Here is a 22,356-nt window from a genome sequence, read left to right as displayed (position 1 = left end):
CGGGCGCGTGGGGCGAACGCTGGCGGGCTGGCTCGGCTGGGGCGGGGGTAGCGCCTGAGGGCCGGCCAGGGGCCTCGGCGAACGACGACGGCCCGGTCCCACAGGTGTGGGACCGGGCCGTCGGGTGGAGTGTCAGCCTTCCGTGGGCTCCGCTGCGGCCGTGGCCTTCCGCGTGCGACGGGCCCTGGGCTTCGCCTCGGGCACGTCCCCGGAGACCTCGGCGGGCGCGGCAGCCGTCTTGGACGCGGTGGTCTTGCGCGTCCGGCGCGGCTTGGCCTCGGCGGCCTCCGGCTCCTGAGCCGTCTGGGCCGGGATTCCGGCGGTGGCCTCGGGCGCGGCGGCTTCGGGCGCGGCGGCGGTCTTGCGGGTGCGGCGGGCCTTGGGCTTGGCCTCCGCGCCCTCGGCCGCGTCGACGGCGGCCTCGGCCGTGGCTGCGGTCTTGCGGGTCCGCCGCGGCGTGGTTGCCGTGGTTTCGGAGGCCTCGGCGGCTGCGGCGGTCTTGCGCGTGCGCCGCGGCTTGGCCTCGGTGGCCTCCGCCGTGTCGACCGCTTCCTCCGCCGCGGCGGCCGTCTTGCGCGTGCGCCGGGGCTTGGTCTCCGTGGCCTCGGCGCCCTCGGCGGGAACCTCGGCCTTGGCCGCCGCCTTGCGGGTGCGGCGCGGCTTCGTCTCCGTCGGCTCGGAGGCGGACTCGGTGACGCCCTCGGCCGTGTCGAGCGCCGACTCGGCCGTGGACGGCGGGGACGACGCGGACGACGTGGTCTTGCGGGTGCGGCGGCGCGTCTTGGCCGCGGCAGCCTCGGGCTCCGTGGTCACCGACGCGGCATCCACGGCAGCCGTGGACTCCACCGTCAGCGGCGCCGCAGGCGTGGACTCCGTGGCCGACGGCGTCACCGCGGCCTCGGTCTCCGCCACCGGCGTCTGTTCCACCGGCGTCTGCGCGACCGGCGTCTCCGACCGGCGCGTCCGGCGGCGGCGCGGCTTCGCCGCCTCGGGAGTCTCGGGCGCCTCCATGCTCGTGCCCTCCGCCGTCGCGACGGCGTCCTCAGCCGGAGCGGACGCCGCGGACTCGACGGCCGCGACCGGCGCCGACTCGGCCGGGGCACCCCCGCGCGTGCGCCGACGGCGACGCGGGGTGCGCGGAGCCGTGACGGCCTCCGCCTCGGCGGTACCGCCTACGGCCGCGGTCTCCGGGCCGGTCGCCTTGGCCGGACCGGTCGCCGTGGTGCCGGAGGTCTCCGGAGCCCCGTCCGCCAACGGCGCTCCGCCACGCGTCCGGCGGCGGCGCCGCGGCGTACGCGACGGACGCTCGCGGTCGGCCGACCGGGACTCGTCCCGGCCGCCGCGGCCAGCGCGGTCGCCACGACCGCGCGGCCCCCGGCCGCCCGGCTCGCCCAGGTCCTCCAGCTCCTCCGCGTCCAGCCCGGCACGCGTGCGCTCCGAGCGCGGCAGGATGCCCTTCGTGCCCTCGGGGATGCCGAGGTCGGAGTAGAGGTGCGGGGACGTGGAGTACGTCTCCGGCGGGTCGTTGAAGTCCAGCTCCAACGCCTTGTTGATGAGCTGCCAGCGCGGGATGTCGTCCCAGTCGACGAGCGTGATCGCCGTACCCTTCGCGCCCGCGCGGCCCGTACGGCCGATGCGGTGCAGGTACGTCTTCTCCTCTTCCGGCGACTGGTAGTTGATGACGTGCGTCACGCCCTCGACGTCGATGCCGCGCGCGGCGACGTCGGTGCAGACGAGCACGTCCACCTTGCCGTTGCGGAAGGCGCGCAGCGCCTGCTCGCGGGCGCCCTGGCCGAGGTCGCCGTGGACCGCGCCGGAGGCGAAACCGCGCTGCTTCAGCTGGTCGGCGAGGTCGGCCGCCGTGCGCTTGGTGCGGCAGAAGACCATGGCCAGTCCCCGGCCCTCGGCCTGCAGGATGCGCGCGACCATCTCCGGCTTGTCCATGTTGTGCGCGCGGTAGATGAACTGCTTGGTGTTCGCGACCGTCGCGCCCGCGTCGTCCGGCGCCGTGGCGCGGATGTGCGTGGGCTGCGACATGTAGCGGCGGGCCAGGCCGATGACCGCGCCCGGCATGGTGGCCGAGAACAGCATGGTCTGGCGCCGCACCGGCAGCATGTTGATGATCTTCTCGACGTCGGGCAGGAAGCCCAGGTCGAGCATCTCGTCGGCCTCGTCGAGGACCAGGCACTTGACGTGCTTCAGGTTCAGCTTCTTCTGCCCGGCGAGGTCGAGCAGGCGGCCCGGGGTGCCGACGACCACGTCGACGCCCTTCTTGAGCGCCTCGACCTGGGGCTCGTAGGCCCGGCCGCCGTAGATCGCCGTCACGCGGACGTTGCGGACCTTGCCGGCCGTCAGGAGGTCGTTGGTGACCTGCGTGCACAGCTCGCGCGTGGGGACGACGACGAGGGCCTGCGGGGCGTCGGTGAGGTCCTCGGGCTTGGCGCGTCCGGCCTCGACGTCGGCGGGGACGGTGACGCGCTCGATGAGCGGGAGGCCGAAGCCCAGCGTCTTGCCGGTGCCGGTCTTGGCCTGGCCGATGACGTCCGAGCCCGACAGGGCCACGGGGAGCGTCATCTCCTGGATGGGGAAGGCGGTGATGATGCCGACGGCCTCCAGGGCCTCGGCGGTCTCGGGAAGGATCCCGAGCTCTCGGAACGTCGTAGTCAGGGTGCTGCCTCTTCTGTGTGGGCGGCGCGAGGCGAGCGCGGGGGTCGTGTCAAGGACCGTGCCGGGGACGTCGGCTGCCTACGGGCGGGCCGTAGAGCACGGGACCGCGCCGACGCTCTAGCGCTCGTGCCGCTGAGGGTGTCCCCTCCGGGTTTCGTACGCGTAGTGCCGTACGCCGGGGAGGGCTGTCGGGTCGGAGCCGATCGGGCCACCGACCGGGCATCCTCATACGTGCGGCCTGTCGAGGTACGGCGACGTACCAGCAGGCGCATTACCACCATACCCCGGAATCGCGCACATGCGATGGCCGATTTGGTCACGTAGTCGTCGTCACAGTGATTGACCAGGGCCTTACGGCTCCCGGCGAGCGGGCTATTGTGCGCTTCATGACGAGCTCTGACAAGCCTGAGAACGCCTCGGACACCGCCGCCGAACACACCGGAGTCGCCGCCCGGGACTGGGCGACGGCCTCCGCCGACCCGCAGTACCGCGCCGCGGTCGTGGACCTGCTCGGCGCGCTCGCCTACGGGGAGCTGGCGGCGTTCGAGCGGCTCGCGGAGGACGCCAAGCTGGCGCCGACCCTGGCGGACAAGGCGGAGCTGGCGAAGATGGCCTCGGCGGAGTTCCACCACTTCGAGAGGCTGCGCGACCGGCTCGCCGAGATCGGGGAGGAGCCGACGCGGGCGATGGAGCCGTTCGTCGCCGCGTACGACGGTTTCCACAGGCAGACGGCCCCCTCGGACTGGCTGGAGGGCCTGGTCAAGGCCTACGTCGGCGACTCCATCGCCAGCGATTTCTACCGCGAGGTCGCCGCCCGGCTGGATTCCGACTCCCGTGACCTGGTGCTGGCCGTCCTCGACGACACCGGGCACGGTGGCTTCGCCGTGGAGAAGGTGCGTGCCGCGATCGACGCCGACCCCCGCGTGGGCGGACGGCTCGCGCTCTGGGCGCGGCGGCTGATGGGCGAGGCCCTGTCGCAGTCCCAGCGGGTGGTCGCCGACCGGGACGCGCTGTCGACCATGCTGGTGGGCGGTGTCGCGGACGGCTTCGATCTCGCCGAGGTCGGCAAGATGTTCTCCCGGATCACCGAGGCGCACACCAAGCGGATGGCCGCGCTGGGCTTGGCCGCCTGAGGCTCCGTACGGGGTGGTTTCGGCTGTGCCGCGGCTGCGGGACGTAGCCGGGTGGGCGCGCAGGTCCCCGCGCCCCCGCGCCGGCTACGCCGTTGCCCCCGGCCCGCTACGCCGTCGCTGATCGGCGGCGCAGTCTTCCCGAGGGGCGCAGCAGCAGCGACAGCGAGGCCACCGAGACGATCACCGCGCCGAGCAGCACCAGCAGCAGGTGCCCGGCGTCGAGCGCGCTGTGCATCACGAAGGCCCCGAAGAGGGCGCCGGCGACGCCGGTCGACAGGACCAGCGGGCGAGCCGGCAGACGGTGCGGCAGGCGGTGCGTGGCCGCCCACGCCAGAGCGAGGCCGAGGATCGCGGAGCTCAGCGCTTCCAGGAGCATGTCGGGGGTCCCTCCCACATGGCCGGCCTGGCCGGAACGGTCGTAGCCCGTCTTACCCCTGACCTGCGGAATCCAATCCACCTCCAGGGGCGACTTGTGCTCCATCCGTGAAGGAACCCGTGCGCCGCACGGGGCCGGAGTACGCAAACGGGGGCGGGGCGGCCGACAGCCGCCCCGCCCCACGCGACACAAGCGCCTACAGCGCGCCGAAGCCCACCTTGCGCGGCGCCGGCTCGCCGATCTCGACATAGGCGAGACGGTCGGCCGGCACCAGGACCTTGCGGCCGTGCTCGTCCACGAGGGTCAGCAGCGGCGACTTCCCGGCCAGCGCCTCCGACACGGCCCGCTCGACCTCCTCGGCACTCTGACCGCTCTCCAGAACGATCTCGCGGGGCGCGTGCTGCACGCCGATCTTGACCTCCACGGCTTTGTCCCTCCGACGGTCAGTGATGTGCGCGACCTTCCGCGCCGTACGCAGCACACATTAGCCCGGTGAGGGGACGTACAGGCTCCGCCCGAGAACGCCACGAGCGAACACCGGGCGGGAACAACGCGCCCGTCAGTGGTGCTGCTGGTCCGTCCCGTGCAGCGGGAAGCCCGCGATGCCGCGCCACGCCAGCGAGGTCAGCAGCTGCACCGCCTGGTCGCGCGGCACGCTGCGGTCGCTGTGCAGCCAGGAGCGGGCCACCACCTGGGCGAGGCCGCCCAGGCCCGAGGCGAGCAGCATCGACTCCGCGCGCGACAGGCCGGTGTCCTCGGCGATCACGTCGCAGATCGCCTCCGCGCACTCGTTGGTGACCTTGTCGACGCGCTCGCGCACGGCGGGCTCGTTCGTCAGGTCCGACTCGAAGACCAGACGGAAGGCGCCGCCGTCGTCCTCGACGTACGCGAAGTAGGCGTCCATCGTCGCCCGGACGCGCTGCTTGTTGTCGGTCGTCGACGCGAGCGCGTTGCGCACGGACTGGATGAGCGACTCGCAGTGCTGGTCCAGCAGCGCGAGGTAGAGGTCGAGCTTGCCGGGGAAGTGCTGGTAGAGCACCGGCTTGCTCACTCCGGCGCGCTCGGCGATGTCGTCCATCGCGGCCGCGTGGTAGCCCTGGGCCACGAAGACCTCCTGGGCCGCGCCCAGGAGCTGGTTCCGTCGGGCACGGCGCGGCAGGCGTGTGCCCCGCGGGCGAACCGCCTCTGTCTGCTCGATGGCTGTCACGCCGCCTCCCATAGTCGTCCACGTGCGGATCTGGCCGCGTCGCCATCGTACTTTTCGGTAACCGTGGTGTGCGCGGTGAGAGCGCAGGATTTCACGGACCGGACGGTTACGAAAGCGGTTGCGAAGGTTTCAAACAGGGGCAGAGCGGGCAAAATGCGGCCTCTTTCCTGCTCGATGGTGCGGTCCGTCGCCCTGCGGCGACGGACGTCACCGGTAGTCGTCCTCGTCGAGCGAGACGATCCGGGTCTGCTCCACCAGGTCGGCCTCGTTGGCGCGGTCCGGGTCGACGCCGGTCAGCGGGTCGTCGCGGTTCGGCGTGATGTCCGCGTGCTGCTCGGCCGCGTCGACCTCGGGGGCCTCGACGTCGTACTCCTGCGCCTCCGGCGCGTCCTCGGCCTCGAACGTCTCCGGGTCGGTGGGGTCAACGGCCATGCTGGGCTCCCTTCCTACGAACGTCCCTGGGAATGCAGGGGCCACACGCGGGTGCCCTCTGTACGAGCCTAGGAGACACCCGATCCGGACGCTATGCGATCCGCGTCCGGAACGTGACGCAGTGCGCATCCCGTCGGCTGACTCCCCTGCTGCTTCCCGTGTGCCCTCTCATCTGCCCCTCCTGCCTGGTGTCTGCCCCTCTCATGTGGCCGATTCCTGTGACGGCGAACACATGAGCCACTGCGTGATCGTCTCGTAACATTGCCGCATGTCTTCGACCGAGCTGCCGTTCGTGCCGCCCGCCAATGTGCTGCCGAAGGTGGGGGCCGTCAGGGTCGCCGAGGGCGAGCGGCTCAGGTCGGTCGAACTGCCCGGGGCCACGCTGACGGTGCGGTCGAGGCCCCCCGCGCGTGAAGGGCTGCCTCCCGCGCTGTACGTGCACGGGCTCGGAGGTTCCTCGCAGAACTGGTCGGCGCTGATGCCGCTGCTGGACGACGTCGTCGACAGCGAGGCCGTCGACCTGCCGGGCTTCGGCGACTCCCCGCCCCCGGACGACGGCGACTACTCCGTCACGGGGCACGCGCGCGCGGTCATCCGATACCTCGACGCCTCCGGCCGCGGCCCCGTCCACCTGTTCGGGAACTCGCTCGGCGGCGCCATCACCACCCGTGTCGCCGCGGTCCGGCCCGATCTCGTCCGTACGCTCACGCTCGTGTCACCCGCCCTGCCGGAAATCCGCGTGCAGCGTTCCGCCGTGCCCACGGGGCTGCTGGCGGTGCCCGGTGTCGCGGCGCTCTTCACCCGGCTCACCAGGACGTGGACGGCGGAGCAGCGGGTCCGCGGAGTGATGGCGCTCTGCTACGGCGACCCCGCGCGGGTGACGCCGGAAGGATTCCGCAACGCCGTGCAGGAGATGGAGCGGCGGCTGCGGCTGCCGTACTTCTGGGACGCGATGGCGCGCTCCGCGCGCGGGATCGTCAACGCGTACACGCTGGGTGGCCAGCAGGGCCTGTGGCGCCAGGCCGAGCGCGTCCTCGCGCCGACCCTGCTCGTCTACGGCGGCCGCGACCAGCTCGTCGGCTTCCGTATGGCCCAGAAAGCCGCCCGGGCCTTCCGCGACTCGCGGCTGGTGACATTGCCGGACGCGGGACACGTGGCCATGATGGAGTACCCGGAGACGGTCGCCCTGGCGTTTCGTGAACTCCTCGAGGACTCAGGCGAGTTGGGCACGCAGCGGGCGCGGCGGAGCCGGACCGGAGCGGGCCGGGCCGAGTCGGGCACGGGCCGGCCGGACATCGGGGGTGAGGACGACACCGGCGCGGTGGACGGGCGGAAGTCGGTCGCGGCGGGTACGGTCGCCACGGGTACGCGCGAGCCGGGCGCTCGCGCGGGCGACGCCGGCGACGGAGAAGGCACCGACGAGAGCATGGGGGGCTGAGGCGCGACGTGGGACGCCACAGCCGCCGTGGGCCCGTCGCCAAGGGCGACACCGCGGACACAACCGCGGTACGGGACGGCCGCGCCGGGCAGGCGCAGACGCAGGGGCCGAGAGCAGGCCAGGACCAGGGCCAGGGCCAGGCATCGGACATGAGCCGGGGCGGCAGCCCGGCACCGGACACGAGCCGGGGCGGCCGCCCGGTACCGCCCGGCGCCGGGCAGGGTGGCTGGCCGCCGCCGGGCGCGGGGCCGCGCCGCGTGCCGGGCCCACGTCCGGTACCGGGGTCGCATCCGACGTCGGGGCCGCATTCGGCACCGGGGACGCCGCCGCACGGGGTGCCGCGCTTGCCGGACGGCTGGCTGCCGGACGGCACGCCTGCGCGTGGGGTGCCGCGCTTCTCCGACGGGACGCCAGGGCGCGGTGTTCCTCGGGTGCCTGATGGGGCTTCGGCGCAGGGTGTTTCCAGGGCGCCTGATGGGACGCCCGCGCGAGGTGTTCCTCGGCTGTCCGACGGGACGCCTGGACGTGGTTTTTCTCGGTTGCCTCACGGGACGCCGGCGCCAGGTGTTCCGCGGTTGCCCGACGGGACTCCTGCGCAGGGCTTTCCGCGGCTGCCCGACGGCACCCCCGCGCGCGGCTTTCCCCATGCCCGGGGAGGCCATCCCGAGCAGCGGGAAGCCGGGGGCGGCTGGGGTGAGTTGAGGGGGAGTGGTGGGGGCGGTGCTCCTATACCGCGGCAGCGCCGGGCGTCTGGGCCCGGCCCGCGGCAGGAGTACCTCGACGCCTTCGACGAGGAGGACGACGTCTTCGCCCCCCGCACGCCCGCCTCCGCGCACGCGGCGGACGCCTACGCCTCCGTCACGGACTGGAGCGCCGGCACCCCGGCCGACCCCCGCTTCGACGACCACGACGACGCGGGGCCCACCGGCACGCCCGCGCCCGGCAAGGGCGCCAAGAGCCGTACTTTCACCGGCATCGCGGCCGCCGCCGTCACCACCGTGCTGGCCGTCGTCGTCGCCGGCCAGGTCGCCGACGACCCCGGCGATGCCGGTGTGCAGTCGCAGTCCGCCACCGACCAGGCCCGCGACATCCGGGACTCCGCGTCCCGCGCGGACGACCGTGCGACGCCCGCCCCGGGCCCCGCCGCGGCGCCGCTGACGTACGACGCGAAGATGGCCAGGACGTACCCGCTCGCCGCCACGCTGAAGGGCTCGGGGAAGTTCGACGCCGTTCCCGGCATCGCCAAGGCGCCGGGCGCGGGGCAGAAGCTGACCTACCGAGTGGACGTGGAACAGGGGCTGGGGCTCGACGGCGAGCTCTTCGCCGAGGCCGTGCAGAAGACGCTCAACGACCAGCGCAGCTGGGCCCACAACGGGGCGTACGCCTTCGAGCGCATCTACACCGGCAAGCCCGACTTCGTCATCACCCTCGCCAGCCCCGGCACGACCGCCGACTGGTGCGCCAAGTCCGGCCTGGACACCACCGTGGACAACGTCTCCTGCGACTCGGCCGCGACCGAGCGCGTGATGATCAACGCCTACCGGTGGGCCCAGGGCTCCGAGACGTACGGTGACCGCGACATCCACGCCTACCGGCAGATGCTGATCAACCACGAGGTCGGACACCGCCTCGGCCACGGGCACGTCACCTGCGACAAGGACGGCGACCTCGCCCCGGTCATGCAGCAGCAGACCAAGTTCCTCGACCACGACGGCATCCACTGCCGCGCCAACCCCTGGCCGTACCCCGCGAGCTGACAGAGATTCCGGAGCGGACGGGCGCCGTCGACCGCGCATGACCATCCGTGTCCGCTTGATCTCCTAGCGCGACGGAACGCGGACCGCACGCGAAAGTTACGACCGTTCACCCCTTTTGGTGGTGCGACGGACAACCGTCCGTCGCACCACCGCCTTGTCCGCATACGTTCGTCCCGCTGCGAGCCGCCGGGCAACGGCGGCTCCCCATACGGGAGATCGGGGGTGCACTCGTGCGCATCGGACTGCTTACGGAGGGTGGCTATCCGTACGTGAGCGGTGACGCCAGGCTCTGGTGCGACCGGCTGGTGCGCGGGCTCGCCCAGCACGAGTTCGACGTCTACGCGCTCAGCCGCAGCCAGGACCAGGAGGACGAGGGCTGGGTCCCGCTGCCGCCGAACGTCCGCAGGGTGCGCACCGCGCCCCTGTGGATGGCCGAGGACGACGACGTGGTGCTGGGCCGCCGTGCGCGCCGGCGCTTCACGGAGTGCTTCGGGGAACTGGCGGCCGTGCTGTGCGGGGCGTCCGGTGGTTCGGCGGTCCCCGGTGACGCGTCGGCCTCCGCGGGGACGTCGACCCCTGAGGCGGACCGTTTCGCCAACGCTCTGTACGGGCTCGCCGAACTCGCCCGGGACGAGGGCGGCCTGGCCGGAGCGCTCCGCTCCGAGGCCGCCGTCCGCACACTGGAACGCGCCTGTCGTGCGCCCGGCGCACACCGCGCGGCACGCGAGGCGCGCGTCCCGGACCTGCTCGCCGTGGCCGCCTACTTGGAACGCGCCCTGCGCCCCCTCTCCCTCGACTGGTACGAGGACAACGGCCTCGGGGCGGTCGACCTCTGCCACGCCGCGTCCGGCGGCACGGCCGTCCTGCCGGGTCTGCTGGCCCGCCATTTCACCGGCGTACCCCTGCTGGTGACCGAGTACGGCGTGCGCCTGCGCACGCACTACCTCACCGCGCCCGACGCCCCACCCGCCGTACGGTCCCTGCTCGCCGCCTTCCACGGCAGGCTCGCGGCCGAGGCCTACGCACGGGCCGAGATCGTCACCGCCGGCAACACGCACGCCCGCCGCTGGCAGGAGCGCTGCGGAGCCGACCGCGGGAAGCTCCGCACGGTCTATCCCGGCATGGACGCCCGGCCCTTCGCGGAGGTCGGCGAGTCCCCCGACTGCGCGGCCCCGGACACCCTCGTCTGGGTCGGCCGCGTCGAGCCCGCCAAGGACCTGGTCTCGCTGCTGCACGCCTTCGCGGAGGTCCGCAAGCGGCAGCCGAGGACGCGCCTGCGCATCGTCGGAGCCCCCGCCGGCGCCGAGGGCGCGGCCTATCTCGGCCACTGCAGGACACTGGCCGCCCAGCTCTTCCCCGACGAGGCCGACGGCCCGCACGCCGCCGGCGACAACCCGGTGTCCTTCGAGGAGATCGGCGGGCCGGAGCTCCCGGCCGCCGCCGACGCCTACGCCTCGGGCGCCGTGACCGTCCTGTCCAGCGTCGTCGAGGGCTTCCCGATCAGCCTCGTCGAGGCCATGCTCTGCGGGCGCGTGACGGTCTCCACCGACGTCGGCGCCGTCACGGAGGTCATCGGCGGCACGGGCCTGGTCGTACCGCCGCGCAACCCGCAGGCGCTCGCCGAGGCGTGCGTGGCCCTGCTGCGCGACCCCGAGCGCCGTGAGCGCCTGGGGGCCGCCGCTCGCGCCCGCGCCCTCGAACTGTTCACGGTCGAGCAGAACACCGAGGCGTTCCACGGCATCTACCTGGAGATCGTCTCGCGTGCGCCGATCCGCCGGGTCGTCCTCGACGAAACGGGAGCACCGCTTCCCTTCGCGGTCCCGGCCGAGGCCCACGTCCCGGTCCGCTGGGCCGACCCGTCGCCGTCACCCCGCCTCGTCGCCCGCGGCGGCCCCGGCTGGGCGACGGACAACCCCGTACGAGCCACCACTCCCGTCCCGGCCCCGGAGGGAGCACGATGAACGACCTGGGCGAACTGGACCGGCCGGAAACCCCGACCAGCCCGGGGCCGTGGGACGCCCGCTCGGAGGAAACCTTGAGCCCCGAGACCGACGCATCGTCCGTCCCGGAGGCGGCGGCCGACGGCGACCGGCTCGCGAACACCGAGGCGACCACCGGCGGTGAGCCGCTCGCGAAACCGGAAGGGGCCACCGGCAGCAGCAAGCCGTCTGCGCGGGACACGGCCACCGGCAGCAAGCCGCCCGCGCGGGAGGCGGGCACCGGCCGCAAGGCGTCCGCGCACGAGACGGGCTCCGACCGCAAGGCCGCCGCCCCGCGCCGCGGCGCCGCCGACCCCGTGAAGGCGCTGATGCACCGTCACCGGGACCTCTGCGAACGCGCCGTGGACCCCCTGGAGATCGCCGCGGGGCTGGAAGCACACGGCATCACCGACCGGACCGCCGCACGCTTCCGCCACCGGGACGTCTTCTCCCTCGCCGAGGAGATGTACGCACGGGCTTCCCGGGACGGGGACGCGCCCCCACCCACCCCGCCGACCGCCCCCCGGGTACGCGCCGACTGGGTCCTCCTGACGCTCCTGCCGGGGGCGCTGTGCGCCGCCGCCGTGTCGGCCGTGCGCCTCACCGACGGCCAGACGCGCCTGTTCGCGGCCGCCGCCGGCGCCCTCACCGTCGCCCTGGCCCTCCACGCGGCCTTGCGCCGAGGCCCCCTGAGCGCGGCCGACCGCACCACCCCCGGCAGAACCACCACATGGACCGCCTGGCTCATCGGCTACTCCCTCCTGGGCGACGGACTGCTCCGCAACGCCGTCGCCGGAGGCCCCGACGCCCTGCCCACCGGCACGGCCGACGGCCCCTGGCCCCTCACCACCGCGCCCGTACTGGCTCTCGCCCTGGCCTGCGCGCCGACGGCCTGGATCACCCACCTCCTCAGCGGACGCGCCCGCCGCAGACTCGCCGCGAGCCGCGGCCTGGACGACTTCGCCGCCGCCGTACGACCGCTCCTGCTCGGCGCGTTCGCCCTGTTCCTGGCTGCCCTGGCGGCCCTGCTCGCCCTCTGCGCAGCGGCCCTCGACGAGCCCGCGGCCTACACGCAGGCCCTCACCCTGGGCGCCCTCCTCTTCCTGGCCCGCCTCCTCACCACCCACGGCTTCACCTACGCCCCGGCCGTGGTCCTCACCGCCACGGCCACCGTCGAGGCGGCCGCCCTCGCCACGGTCTTCACCTCCCGCCTCCCTGGCTGCGGCTTCCTGGCCACCCCGGTCGAAACCCTCGTCACCACCTTGGGCGCCGGCAGTGTTCCCGCCCTCGCCTGCGGAACCGCGGCCCTGGCCCTCCTGATCCACGCGACCCGCAAGCTCACCCGCGCCTCGGCCCACGCACCGCCGGAGCCCGCACGGTGACCGCCGCAGACACCGGCCCCACCGCCACGGACACCGGCCCCACCGCCGAAGGCACCCGTGCCACCACCGAAGGCACCTGCCCCACCCCTCCCTTCCCGCCTCAAGGAGAACCCGCATGACCACCCACCCCGGAGCCACCGCCACCCCGGGAGCCGCGCGATGAGAGTCCTGCTGATCGGAGCCAACGGCTACATCGGGCGCTTCGTCGCCGACCGTCTGCTCGCCGACCCCGCCGTGCAGCTCACCGCCCTCGGCCGCGGCGACGACGCCGACGTCCGCTTCGACCTCGCCTCCGGCAGTCCCGGCGCCCTCACCCGCTTCCTCGACGCGGTCCACCCCGGCGTCGTCGTCAACTGCGCCGGCGCCACCCGTGGCGGTGCCCGCGAACTCACCCGGCACAACACCGTCGCCGTGGCCACCGTCTGCGAGGCCCTGCGGCGCAGCGGCTGCGGTGCCCGTCTGGTGCAGATCGGGTGCAGCGCGGAGTACGGACCGAGCCAGCCCGGCTCCTCCACGGCCGAGGACGCCGTGCCCCGGCCCGGCGGACCGTACGGCGTCAGCAAACTCGCCGCCACCGAGCTGGTCCTCGGCTCCGGCCTGGACGCCGTCGTCCTGCGCGTCTTCTCCCCGGCCGGACCCGGCACCCCCGCCGGCTCCCCACTGGGCCGTCTCGCCGAGGCCATGCGCCGCGCCATGCAGTCCGGCGACGGCGAGCTGAAACTCGGCGGCCTCGGCGCGCAGCGCGACTTCGTCGACGTCCGCGACGTGGCCCGCGCCGTGCACGCCGCCTCGCTCTCCGCCGCGCAGGGCGTCATCAACATCGGCTCGGGCCGCGCCGTACGGCTGCGCGACGCCGCCGCGGTCCTCGCCCGCGTCGCCGGGTACGGCGGCGCCCTCCACGAACTCGACGGCCCGCCCGGCGCGCTGCGCCCGGCCATCGGGCACCCCCGGCCCGACTCGGACCACGCGCACCCGGTCGCGTACCCGTACCCGGACGGCTGCGGCAGCTGGCAGCAGGCCGACGTGCGCACCGCGCGCGACCGGCTCGGCTGGCGCCCCCGGATCGGCCTCGAGGAATCCCTCGCGGACATCTGGATGGAGGCGGCATGCCGCATCTGACCAGCACCCGACCGCGCACCTCCAGCACCGAGCTCCGCCCCGGCGTCGGCGTCCCCGGCTACGCGCACCCCCTCCTCGCCCCCGCCGAGTGGGGCGAACTGACCCGGCCCGGCACCCCGCTGCACTGGGTGGTCCTCAACGTGGCCGACGGCCCCGGCACCCGCCCCGACCCGCACTGCCTGGAGGCGGCCGGCCGTCTGCGCAACGCGGGCGTCCGCGTCCTCGGCCTGCTCGACACCCGGTACGGCTCCCGGGCCTTCGGTGAACTGGTCTCGGACGCCCACCGGTACGTCGACTGGTACCACGTCGACGGCTTCCTCCTGGACCGCTGCCCGGCGGACCACACCGGGCTGCCCGAGGTCCGCCGCACGGTCGCCACGCTCCGCGTGATCCGTGACGATGCCCACATCGTCCTCGGCCACGGCATCCACCCGAACCCCGGCTACGCCGAGCTCGCCGACCAGCTCGTCACCTTCTCCGGCCCCTGGAGCGACTACCGCTGGTCGCAGGTGGCCGAGTGGACCGCCGACCATCCGCCCGAGCGCTTCTGCCACTTCGTGCACGGCGTGCCCCGCGCCCACCTGGACGAGGCCCTGCGCATCGCCCGCTGGCAGGGCGCCGCCACGATCTGGTTCACCGACCACACGGACTGCGGGGGCCGCACCGACCCCTTCGAGTCCATGCCCGGCTACTGGGACGACATCGTCTCGCTGGTCGGAACAGGTGTCTCGGAATGAAAAAGCACATGGCACTGTTACGGGGAGAACAACCGTAGTGATTGACCGACCAACGGAGTCCCCGTGTCGTTGCCACCCCTGGTCGAGCCGGCTGCCGAGCTCACCGTAGACGAGGTTCGCAGGTACTCCCGCCACCTGATCATCCCCGACGTCGGGATGGACGGGCAGAAGCGGCTGAAGAACGCCAAGGTGCTGTGTGTGGGCGCCGGCGGCCTGGGCTCGCCGGCGCTGATGTACCTGGCCGCCGCGGGCGTCGGCACCCTCGGCATCGTGGAGTTCGACGAGGTCGACGAGTCGAACCTGCAGCGTCAGATCATCCACAGCCAGGCCGACATCGGCCGCCCGAAGGCCGAGTCCGCCCGCGACAGCGTCAAGGGCATCAACCCGTACGTGAACGTGGTCCTTCACGAGGAGCGGCTCGAGGCCGACAACGTGATGGACATCTTCAGCCAGTACGACCTGATCGTCGACGGCACGGACAACTTCGCGACCCGCTACCTGGTCAACGACGCCTGCGTGCTGCTGAACAAGCCGTACGTGTGGGGTTCGATCTACCGCTTCGACGGCCAGGCGTCCGTCTTCTGGTCCGAGCACGGCCCGTGCTACCGCTGCCTGTACCCGGAGCCCCCGCCGCCCGGCATGGTCCCCTCCTGCGCCGAGGGCGGCGTCCTGGGCGTGCTGTGCGCGTCCATCGGCTCCATCCAGGTCAACGAGGCCATCAAGCTCCTCGCCGGCATCGGTGAGCCGCTGGTCGGCCGCCTGATGATCTACGACGCCCTGGAGATGCAGTACCGCCAGGTCAAGGTCCGCAAGGACCCGAACTGCGCGGTCTGCGGCGAGAACCCGACCGTCACCGAGCTCATCGACTACGAGGCCTTCTGCGGCGTCGTCTCCGAGGAGGCCCAGGCGGCGGCCGCCGACTCGACGATCACTCCCAAGCAGCTCAAGGAGTGGATCGACGACGGCGAGAGCATCGACATCATCGACGTCCGCGAGCCGAACGAGTACGAGATCGTCTCCATCCCGGGCGCCCGGCTGATCCCGAAGAACGAGTTCCTCATGGGCACCGCCCTGGAGAGCCTCCCGCAGGACAAGAAGATCGTCTTGCATTGCAAGACGGGTGTCCGCAGTGCGGAAGTCCTCGCGGTCCTGAAGTCCGCGGGCTTCTCGGACGCCGTCCACGTCGGCGGCGGCGTGATCGGCTGGGTCAACCAGATCGAGCCGGACAAGCCGGTCTACTGAGCCGCACCCGGCCTGCCTTTCGGAGCGGCGGGGGCTTCGCGCACCACGGGTGCCCGGAGCCCCCGCCGTCGTCATGAGCAGACCTTGCCGTCCTTCGGCACCGAACCGCCCAGCAGATACGCGTTTACCGTCGAGTCGACGCAGTCGCTCCCGCTGCCGTAGGCACCATGCCCCTGCCCCCGCCAGGTGAGCATCACGCCGACACCCTTGCCCAACTCGTCGGCCATCCGCCGCGCACCCTCGTACGGGGTGGCCGGGTCGCCGGTGTTGCCGACGACCAGGATCGGTGCCGAGCCCGCCGCGCTCACCTCCGGGGTGTCGTGCTGCCCGGGCACCGGCCAGTCGTGGCACCAGCCGGCCGTGTCCCAGCCGAGGAACGTCCCGAAGACCGGGGAGATCTTCTCGAACTGCGGCAGCAGCTTCTTCGTCTCGGCCGCGGTCGGCCGCTGCCGGTCGTCCAGGCACGATATGACCCGCTGGGAGTGCGTCGTCGTGCCGTAGCGGCCCGACGGGTCGCGTTCGTTGTAGCCGTCGGCCAGGGCCAGCAGCTCCGAGCCGTCTCCCCGCTCCGCCGCGTCGAGGGCGCTGGTCAGCGTCGGCCAGCTGTCCTTGCTGTACAGCGGCAGGATGATGCCCGTGACCGCGAGTGTCTGGGTCAGCTTCCGCCCGGGCGTGCCCGCCGGCAGGGGCCGGGCGTCGATCCGGCGCAGCAGGGCCGCGATCTTCCGCGAACCCTCGGCCGGGTCCTGGCCGGTGGACTCGAGGTAGCCGTTCAGCGCGCGCTGGAAGCCCCTGGCCTGGTTCTGGGCGTGCCCCACGGTGTCGGCGCCGGGGTCGACGACCGCGTCGAGCGTCATCCGCCCGACCTTCTTCGGGAACAAGTGGGCGTATGTGCCGCCCAGTTCGGTGCCGTAGGAGATGCCGAAGTAGTTCATCCTGTCGTCGCCGAGGGCCTGCCGGATGCGGTCCATGTCGCGGGCGGAGTCGGCGGTCGACACGTGTGCCAGCAGCTTCCCGGCGTTCTTCCGGCAGCCCTGGGCGAAGTCGGCGGCGTCCGCGAAGTAGGCCTGCTCCTCGGCGGGGGTGTCCGGGGAGACGTCCACCGATTCCGCCGCCTGGATCTCCTTGTCACCGCGGCAGCGCACGCCCTCGCTGGCGCCCACCCCGCGCGGATCCCAGCTCACCAGGTCGTACCGCTCGCGGAGCTGGGAGACCGTCGGGGCGTACGACGGCATCATGGACACGCCCGAGGCGCCCGGGCCGCCGAAGTTGAACAGGAGCGAGCCCGCGCGGTCGTCGCCGCGGGCCTTGGCGCGGATCAGGGCCAGGCCGATCTTCTCGCCGTCCGGCTCGGACCAGTCCAGCGGCACCTTGAGCGTCGCGCACTGCCAGTCTCTGCTCGGCGCGGGGCCGTCGGCCGTGGCCTTGCAGCGGCCCCAGGAGAGCCCGCCCTTGTCGTCGTCGGACGAGCTGCCGGCGCAGCCCGCCGCCAGCAGCGCCGAGGCGACCGCCAGAGCGGTCCACCGTACGAAGCGCGTCATGTGCCCATCCCCCCTCGCAGGCCGTCCGCTCCGTGCCGCGGATGGCGGTCAGGCCATGGTAGGCAGATCCCGCGTCGGCCGTCCCAGCCTGTGGATAACCTTCTGACCTGCGCGTTTGTGAGGTTCGGGTCGGGATCAGGTGCAGACGGTCCCAGCCCGCAGCACCTTTCCGTCCAGCAGATAACCGTTCACGGCGGCTCGCACGCACTTGTTCTCGCTGTCGTAGGCGCCGTGCCCCTGCCCCCGGTACGTCAGCTCGACCCCGACGCCCTCGCCCAGCGCGTCCACCATCTTCCGCGCGCCCTCGTACGGCGTGGCCGGGTCGCCGGTGTTGCCGACGACCAGGATCGGCGCCGAGCCCGGCGCGCGCACGTCGGGATGGTCGGCGGCGCCCGGCACCGCCCAGTCGGTGCAGCTGATCATGCCCCAGGCAAGATAGTCGCCGAACAGGTCGGACGCCGCCCGGAACTCGGGCAGCTTCCGCTCGACGTAGGCCGTGTCGTAGCGGGGCTTGTCGTCGGCGCAGTTGATGGCGGTGTTGGCGGCGGCGAGGTTGCTGTACTCGCCGTTCTCCTCGCGGCCGTTCATCGAGTCGGACAGCAGCAACAGGATGCTGCCGTCACCGCTGTACGCCTGCTGCAGGCCCTCGGTGAGGTACTCCCAGAAGTCCTGCGAGTACAGCGCCTGTGCGATGCCGCTGGTCGCCGCGGTCTGGGTCAGTTCGCGCGGGAAGACGCCCGGGATGGGGCGGCTGTCGAGGTCCTTCAGCAGCCTGGCGATACGGTTCTTCACCTCCTGGGCGCTCGTGCCGATGGGACATTCCTCGGCCTTGGACACGCAGTCCTGGGCGAAGTTGTCGAGCGCGAGCTGGAAGCCCTTCGCCTGCCCGAGCGAGCCCTGTTCGGCGTTCTGCGTGGGGTCGACGACGGCGTCGAACACGGCGCGGCCGACCCGCTTGGGGAACAGGTGGGCGTAGACGCCGCCGAGTTCGGTGCCGTAGGAGATGCCGAAGTAGTGCAGCCTGTCGTCGCCGAGGACCTGGCGCATCAGGTCCAGGTCCCGGGCCGCGTCGGTGGTGCGTACGTGGGGCAGCACCTTCTTCGAGTTCTGCTCGCAGGCCTCGTTGAACTCCTTGGTGTTGTCCAGGAGCTCGGTGCGCTCGGCGGCGTCGTCGGGCGTGGCGTCCTGCTGGAAGTACGCGTCGAGCTGCTGGTCGTTCTCGCAGATCACGGGGGCGCTGCGGCCGACTCCGCGGGGATCGAAGCTGACCAGGTCGTAGCGGGTGCGCAGGGTCTCGTAGCCCTCCGCGAAAGCGGGCAGCGAGGTGACGCCCGAGCCGCCGGGGCCGCCGAAGTTGAAGATGAGCGAGCCGATGCGCCGGTTCGCGTCGCCGGCCCTGGCCCGGATCAGTGCGAGGCCGATCGTGTCGCCCTCGGGGTCGTCCCAGTCGAGGGGCGCCTTCATCGTGGCGCACTGCCACTCGCCGCCGTCCGGCAGGGGCGAGGGCGGAGCGCCGCCGCCCTGTGCGTCGGACGGGGCCTGACATGCCTCCCAGTCCAGCTCCTGCCGCGTGAGGTCCTCGTCCTCGGCGTCGCCGTTTCCGCAGGCGGTCGGCACGGTGGCCAGCAGCACGGCGGTGGCGGTCAGGGCGGCGGCGCGCAGCCGGAGGCGGGTCGGCATGGTTCCATCCTGCGGCGGCGCGGTGCCGGGCGCGCGGGACGCGTGCCGTACGAGGGAGTCGAGGAAGGAGGTGCCGATGGTGCCGGAACGCGTGTCGCGCGGTCGCGTCAGAGGGCTTGTTTCCGGGTGAGGTGGTTGAAGGCCAGCCAGCCCGGCAGCACGGGCAGCCACAGCGTCAGCAGGCGGAACAGCAGGACCGCGGGCGCCGCGACCTCCTTGGGGAGCCCGACGGCGATCAGGCCGACCGTCAGGGTCGCCTCGACCGCGCCCACACCGCCCGGTGTCGGCGCCGCCGACCCGAGGGCGTTGCCCGCGAGGAAGACGACGGCGACGCTGGCGATGCTGATCGAGGTGGACTCGTCACCGAAGGCGCGGATGGACGCGTCCAGGCACATCACGAAGCAGGCGGTCAGCAGCAGCATGCCGCCGATGCCGGTGACCAGCTTCTGCGGCCGCTGGAGCACGTCCAGCATGCGCGGCACGACACCCGCGAACAGCGACCTCACGCGCGTGACGACGAACTTCCGCAGGAAGGGCACGGAGGTCACCACGAGCACGAGCACCGCCACCGTCAACAGGCCCGCGATGACGGTCCGGGACGGCGACAGCGACGGCGTCTTCTCCGTGCCGGTCAGGTAGCCGAAGGACAGCAGCATCAGGATGTGGCAGCCGAGCCCGAACAGCTGCGACGCGCCCACACTCGCCACCGCCAGCCCCGGCCGCACTCCCGCGCGCTGCAGGAAGCGCGTGTTCAGGGCGACGCCGCCCACCGCCGCCGGGGCGACGATCTTCACGAAGGACCCGGCGACCTGCGCCGCCACGGTCCGCAGGAACGGCACCCGCTCGGGCACGAACCCCAGCAGTGCCATCGCCGCCGCGATGTAGCTGCACATCGAGAACAGCACGGCCGCCGCGACCCAGCCCCACTCGGCGTTCGCGATGAGCGGCCCGAACTCGATGTGCGTGAGCTGCGTCAGCAGGAAGTACGCGCCGATCGCCCCTGCCATGAAACTGATCAGCGTGCGCGGCCGCACCCGCTCCAGCCGGGCCGGCTCCACCGGTGCCTGCGGCCTGATCCGCAGCACCTCGTGCCGGATCTGGGTGAGCAGATCCTCCTCGCGCGCCTCCTCCAGAGCCTCGTCGATGGCCCGCTTCTCGGCCCGCTGCTCCGCCCGTACGGCTTTCTTGTCGGGCTTCTCCAGGACGGGCACGGCCTCGTCGGAGGTCTCCTCCAGGCGCGCCTGCTTGGCGTGCCGGGACGCCTCCAGGACCGCGTCGCGCTCGCGCTGTGCCCGCTCCCGGGCCAGTCTGCGCAGCGTCGCGCGCGTGGAGCGGCTGAGCGCGATGGGCTGGAGCATCGGCAGGCAGTCCGCCACGGCGTCCGGGCCGAGCACGCCCACCGCGGAGGACACCGCCCGCTCGGCGCCCACCCGGAGACCGAGGGTGACGAGCAGCTGGGAGGTGTCCATGCGCAGCAGCAGGTCGCCGGCCGCGATCTCGCCGACCCGCAGGTCGGTGATGATCACCGTGCCGGAACGATCCACCAGAATCGCGTCGCCCACCAGCCTGCGGTGCGCGATACGCCGGGACTGCAGCGCCTTCACCTGGTGCCAGGTGTCGCGCAGCAGGTCGTCGGTGATCTCCTCGTCCGGCAGCGAGTCGAGGGTGCGGCCGCCGCTGTGCTCGTAGACGAGCATCACGGCGTCGGGGCCGAGTTCGGAGGTGGCGATCAGTTTGGGCGCGTTGGCGCCCGCCGCGATGGCCGCGTACGCCAGCAGCGCCTCCTGCTCCAGGGCCTGGCGCAGCGACTGGAGGCTGCTGCGGGTGGCGAAGCCGCGCAGGGTCAGGTTCCGCCAGGCGCGGTAGAAGAAGCCCTGGGCCTGCTGCTCCCGGTCGACCACGGTCACGTCCAGCGGGGGGCCGTCCTCGAGCGTGACGAAGTAGCGGCGGCCCCGGTCCCCGGTGTCCGGGTTGTGGTCCGGGGTGTCCTCGCGCGAGGCGCTGACGGGGCGGAAGCCGACGGTCCGCAGGCCGGCCATCAGCGTCCGCCCGGTGGGCCGGACGTTCGGCGAGCCGACCGCGTAGAGCGTGCCGTAGGCCACGGTCCAGCCGATCAACACGGTCAGGATGATCGAGAACGGTGTCGTGTACCCCGTCACGAGCATCGAGAAGGCGTCGAGGAGCAGCACGACCCACAGCACCGCGCGCCATCTCGGCCGGCGCGACATGCCCACGGCCGTCATGTACGCGATGACCGGGGCCAGATAGCCGTGCACGGGATCGGTCAGCGCGTGGATGTCGCCGGGGGAGGGCTGGGTGAGGGCCTCCTGGATGGAGTCCGGGGCGGCCCGGGCGACCCACAGGTCTGTGGCCAGCGTCACGCCGTGCGCCAGGACGGCCGCGAGCACGCCGTCGGCGATCCTGAGCCCGTCCCGTTTGATCAGCCGCTCGATGGCGAAGGCGACCGGCACCAGCAGGATCGCGATGCTGGAGGCCAGTCCCGCGATCTTGATGAGCAGGTCGGGCGCCTGCCCGGTGCCCTTGTTGATGTCCTGTTCGAGGCCCGAGGTGGTGCCGTGCGCGAACGCGGCGATCCCGAGCAGCACCACGACGGCGAGCACGCCCACCAGGAGCCGCATCAGGTCGGACGGGCGGTGCACGCGCGCGGGGAGGAGTGGTTCGTCGCCCTCCACCTCGTCGATGTACGCGGTGTCGGTCCCCTCGGCGTCCGTCCGGGGTGGCTTCCCGGCCGCCTTCGGGCCGTCGTCCGGGGCGCCCGGGCGCGACGAAGCGTCAGAGGTGCCCTCCGGCTCCTCGGGGTGCGCACCCTGCTGCTTCATCGTCTCTTCTTGGTCTCGTATCACCGGTCACCGCCCGCACGATGGTGGCATGCCGCACCGACACACGGGGGCATCAGGGTGCACATGCGGGGGCGGACAGTCTGCCCGACGCGCTCCTGCCGGGCGAGGGAAACGCTCGGGAGCACGCGCGTCCCGTTGTCGGTGGGGTGGGGCAGGATGGGTCGGATGAGTGAGGAGAGCCCTGAGGGGGGCCGGTTCGAGGACGAGGGCGCGCAGGCGCTGCCCGAGTACGCCGAGCGGGTCCTCGACGTCGCCGAACTGATCCCGCCGGGCCGTGTCATGACTTACGGGGACGTCGCCGAATGGCTGGAGGAGGGCGGTCCGCGCCAGGTGGGCCGGGTGATGGCCCTGTACGGGGGAGCCGTTCCCTGGTGGCGCGTGGTCCGGGCGGACGGCGTGCTGCTCCCGGGGCACGAGCAGCGGGCGCTCGGCCACTACCGGGCGGAGGGCACGCCCCTGAAGCAGGCGAGCCGCGCCGCCGAGGGCCACCTGCCGCGCATCGACATGAGACGGGCGCGGTGGGACGGCGGCGAACGCGCGGAAGGTCACACCTGACAGCTTCCGCCATCGCACGGCCTCCTGTGTGGCCCGTGATCCGGACGGGGGAATCGGGGCACATCGGCGGCATGACGTACGTTCGTGAGGCGAGGGGCATGAGTGCCGAGAGTGGCCGACGGGAAAAATCGGAAGCCCTGCTTCCGCCTCGTCGGTCGGCGTAGCGTCGGCCGCGCGTGCCCCCGTCACCCCGCGGTCACCGCCCGCCACGCGCGGCGGCCCGCCAACCAGCACTTCCACCAGGACCGGC

17 protein-coding genes are annotated in these 22,356 nt (G+C 73.0%); 9 read left to right on the top strand and 8 right to left on the bottom strand.

Annotated features, from left to right (window positions below; all coding sequences use genetic code 11):
- Window positions 1-132 precede the first annotated feature (132 nt).
- A complete protein-coding gene (locus ABZ386_RS24235) occupies window positions 133-2,574 on the bottom strand; it encodes a DEAD/DEAH box helicase (protein WP_358965810.1) in 2,442 nt (813 codons plus the stop codon).
- Window positions 2,575-3,053: 479 nt separating this feature from the next.
- Between ABZ386_RS24235 and ABZ386_RS24230 the strand changes: the two genes are divergently transcribed.
- The gene (locus tag ABZ386_RS24230) at window positions 3,054-3,800 is read left to right on the top strand and encodes a ferritin-like fold-containing protein (RefSeq protein WP_358965808.1); all 747 of its coding nucleotides are present in this window, start codon (window positions 3,054-3,056) and stop codon (window positions 3,798-3,800) included.
- A gap of 106 nt (window positions 3,801-3,906) precedes the next feature.
- Here the strand turns inward: ABZ386_RS24230 and ABZ386_RS24225 are convergent, their stop codons facing one another.
- The 4 genes from ABZ386_RS24225 to ABZ386_RS24210 form a co-directional block, all read right to left on the bottom strand.
- Entirely contained in the window at window positions 3,907-4,176 is a 270-nt protein-coding gene (locus ABZ386_RS24225; protein ID WP_037766295.1) for a hypothetical protein, read from the bottom strand.
- A gap of 196 nt (window positions 4,177-4,372) precedes the next feature.
- Complete coding sequence (locus tag ABZ386_RS24220) at window positions 4,373-4,600, bottom strand: DUF3107 domain-containing protein (RefSeq protein WP_031114311.1); 228 nt, start codon at window positions 4,598-4,600, stop codon at window positions 4,373-4,375.
- Between the two features lie 135 nt (window positions 4,601-4,735).
- Window positions 4,736-5,383, bottom strand: a complete 648-nt coding sequence (locus tag ABZ386_RS24215; protein WP_031114312.1) for a TetR/AcrR family transcriptional regulator — start codon at window positions 5,381-5,383, stop codon at window positions 4,736-4,738.
- 207 nt (window positions 5,384-5,590) lie between these two features.
- Window positions 5,591-5,815, bottom strand: a complete 225-nt coding sequence (locus ABZ386_RS24210; protein ID WP_114255175.1) for a hypothetical protein — start codon at window positions 5,813-5,815, stop codon at window positions 5,591-5,593.
- Window positions 5,816-6,083: 268 nt separating this feature from the next.
- Here ABZ386_RS24210 and ABZ386_RS24205 point away from each other — a divergent pair, with 268 nt between their 5' ends.
- From ABZ386_RS24205 to moeZ, 7 genes are all read left to right on the top strand, one after another.
- The gene (locus ABZ386_RS24205; RefSeq protein ID WP_355725764.1) at window positions 6,084-7,253 is read left to right on the top strand and encodes an alpha/beta hydrolase; all 1,170 of its coding nucleotides are present in this window, start codon (window positions 6,084-6,086) and stop codon (window positions 7,251-7,253) included.
- 8 nt (window positions 7,254-7,261) lie between these two features.
- Entirely contained in the window at window positions 7,262-9,010 is a 1,749-nt protein-coding gene (locus ABZ386_RS24200; protein WP_358965806.1) for a DUF3152 domain-containing protein, read from the top strand.
- 230 nt (window positions 9,011-9,240) lie between these two features.
- Window positions 9,241-10,971: a DUF3492 domain-containing protein gene (locus ABZ386_RS24195; protein WP_356501940.1), complete on the top strand. Its 1,731-nt coding sequence runs from the start codon at window positions 9,241-9,243 to the stop codon at window positions 10,969-10,971.
- Window positions 10,968-12,371: a hypothetical protein gene (locus ABZ386_RS24190; RefSeq protein WP_358965804.1), complete on the top strand. Its 1,404-nt coding sequence runs from the start codon at window positions 10,968-10,970 to the stop codon at window positions 12,369-12,371. Before ABZ386_RS24195 ends, ABZ386_RS24190 begins: the two co-directional genes overlap by 4 nt.
- A gap of 159 nt (window positions 12,372-12,530) precedes the next feature.
- A complete protein-coding gene (locus tag ABZ386_RS24185) occupies window positions 12,531-13,490 on the top strand; it encodes an NAD-dependent epimerase/dehydratase family protein (RefSeq protein WP_037766309.1) in 960 nt (319 codons plus the stop codon).
- Window positions 13,478-14,227: a spherulation-specific family 4 protein gene (locus tag ABZ386_RS24180; protein WP_358965803.1), complete on the top strand. Its 750-nt coding sequence runs from the start codon at window positions 13,478-13,480 to the stop codon at window positions 14,225-14,227. Before ABZ386_RS24185 ends, ABZ386_RS24180 begins: the two co-directional genes overlap by 13 nt.
- 63 nt (window positions 14,228-14,290) lie before the next feature.
- Window positions 14,291-15,469 (top strand): adenylyltransferase/sulfurtransferase MoeZ, encoded by a 1,179-nt coding sequence (gene moeZ / locus ABZ386_RS24175; RefSeq protein WP_031114325.1) that lies wholly within the window; start codon window positions 14,291-14,293, stop codon window positions 15,467-15,469.
- A gap of 71 nt (window positions 15,470-15,540) precedes the next feature.
- Here the strand turns inward: moeZ and ABZ386_RS24170 are convergent, their stop codons facing one another.
- The 3 genes from ABZ386_RS24170 to ABZ386_RS24160 form a co-directional block, all read right to left on the bottom strand.
- Window positions 15,541-17,010, bottom strand: a complete 1,470-nt coding sequence (locus ABZ386_RS24170; RefSeq protein WP_351342201.1) for an alpha/beta hydrolase — start codon at window positions 17,008-17,010, stop codon at window positions 15,541-15,543.
- 135 nt (window positions 17,011-17,145) lie between these two features.
- Window positions 17,146-18,690: an alpha/beta fold hydrolase gene (locus tag ABZ386_RS24165; protein WP_358965801.1), complete on the bottom strand. Its 1,545-nt coding sequence runs from the start codon at window positions 18,688-18,690 to the stop codon at window positions 17,146-17,148.
- A 107-nt stretch (window positions 18,691-18,797) separates the two neighbouring features.
- A complete protein-coding gene (locus ABZ386_RS24160) occupies window positions 18,798-21,530 on the bottom strand; it encodes a lysylphosphatidylglycerol synthase domain-containing protein (protein WP_358965799.1) in 2,733 nt (910 codons plus the stop codon).
- A 177-nt stretch (window positions 21,531-21,707) separates the two neighbouring features.
- Here ABZ386_RS24160 and ABZ386_RS24155 point away from each other — a divergent pair, with 177 nt between their 5' ends.
- On the top strand, window positions 21,708-22,106 hold the full coding sequence (locus ABZ386_RS24155) for an MGMT family protein (RefSeq protein ID WP_351342207.1): 399 nt from the start codon (window positions 21,708-21,710) through the stop codon (window positions 22,104-22,106).
- Window positions 22,107-22,356: the final 250 nt, after the last annotated feature.

The organism is Streptomyces sp. NPDC006140, assembly GCF_040628815.1.
Lineage (GTDB): Bacteria > Actinomycetota > Actinomycetes > Streptomycetales > Streptomycetaceae > Streptomyces.
The sequence above is the reverse complement of the archived record's forward strand: the minus strand, read 5'-3'. Positions and strand labels throughout refer to the sequence as shown.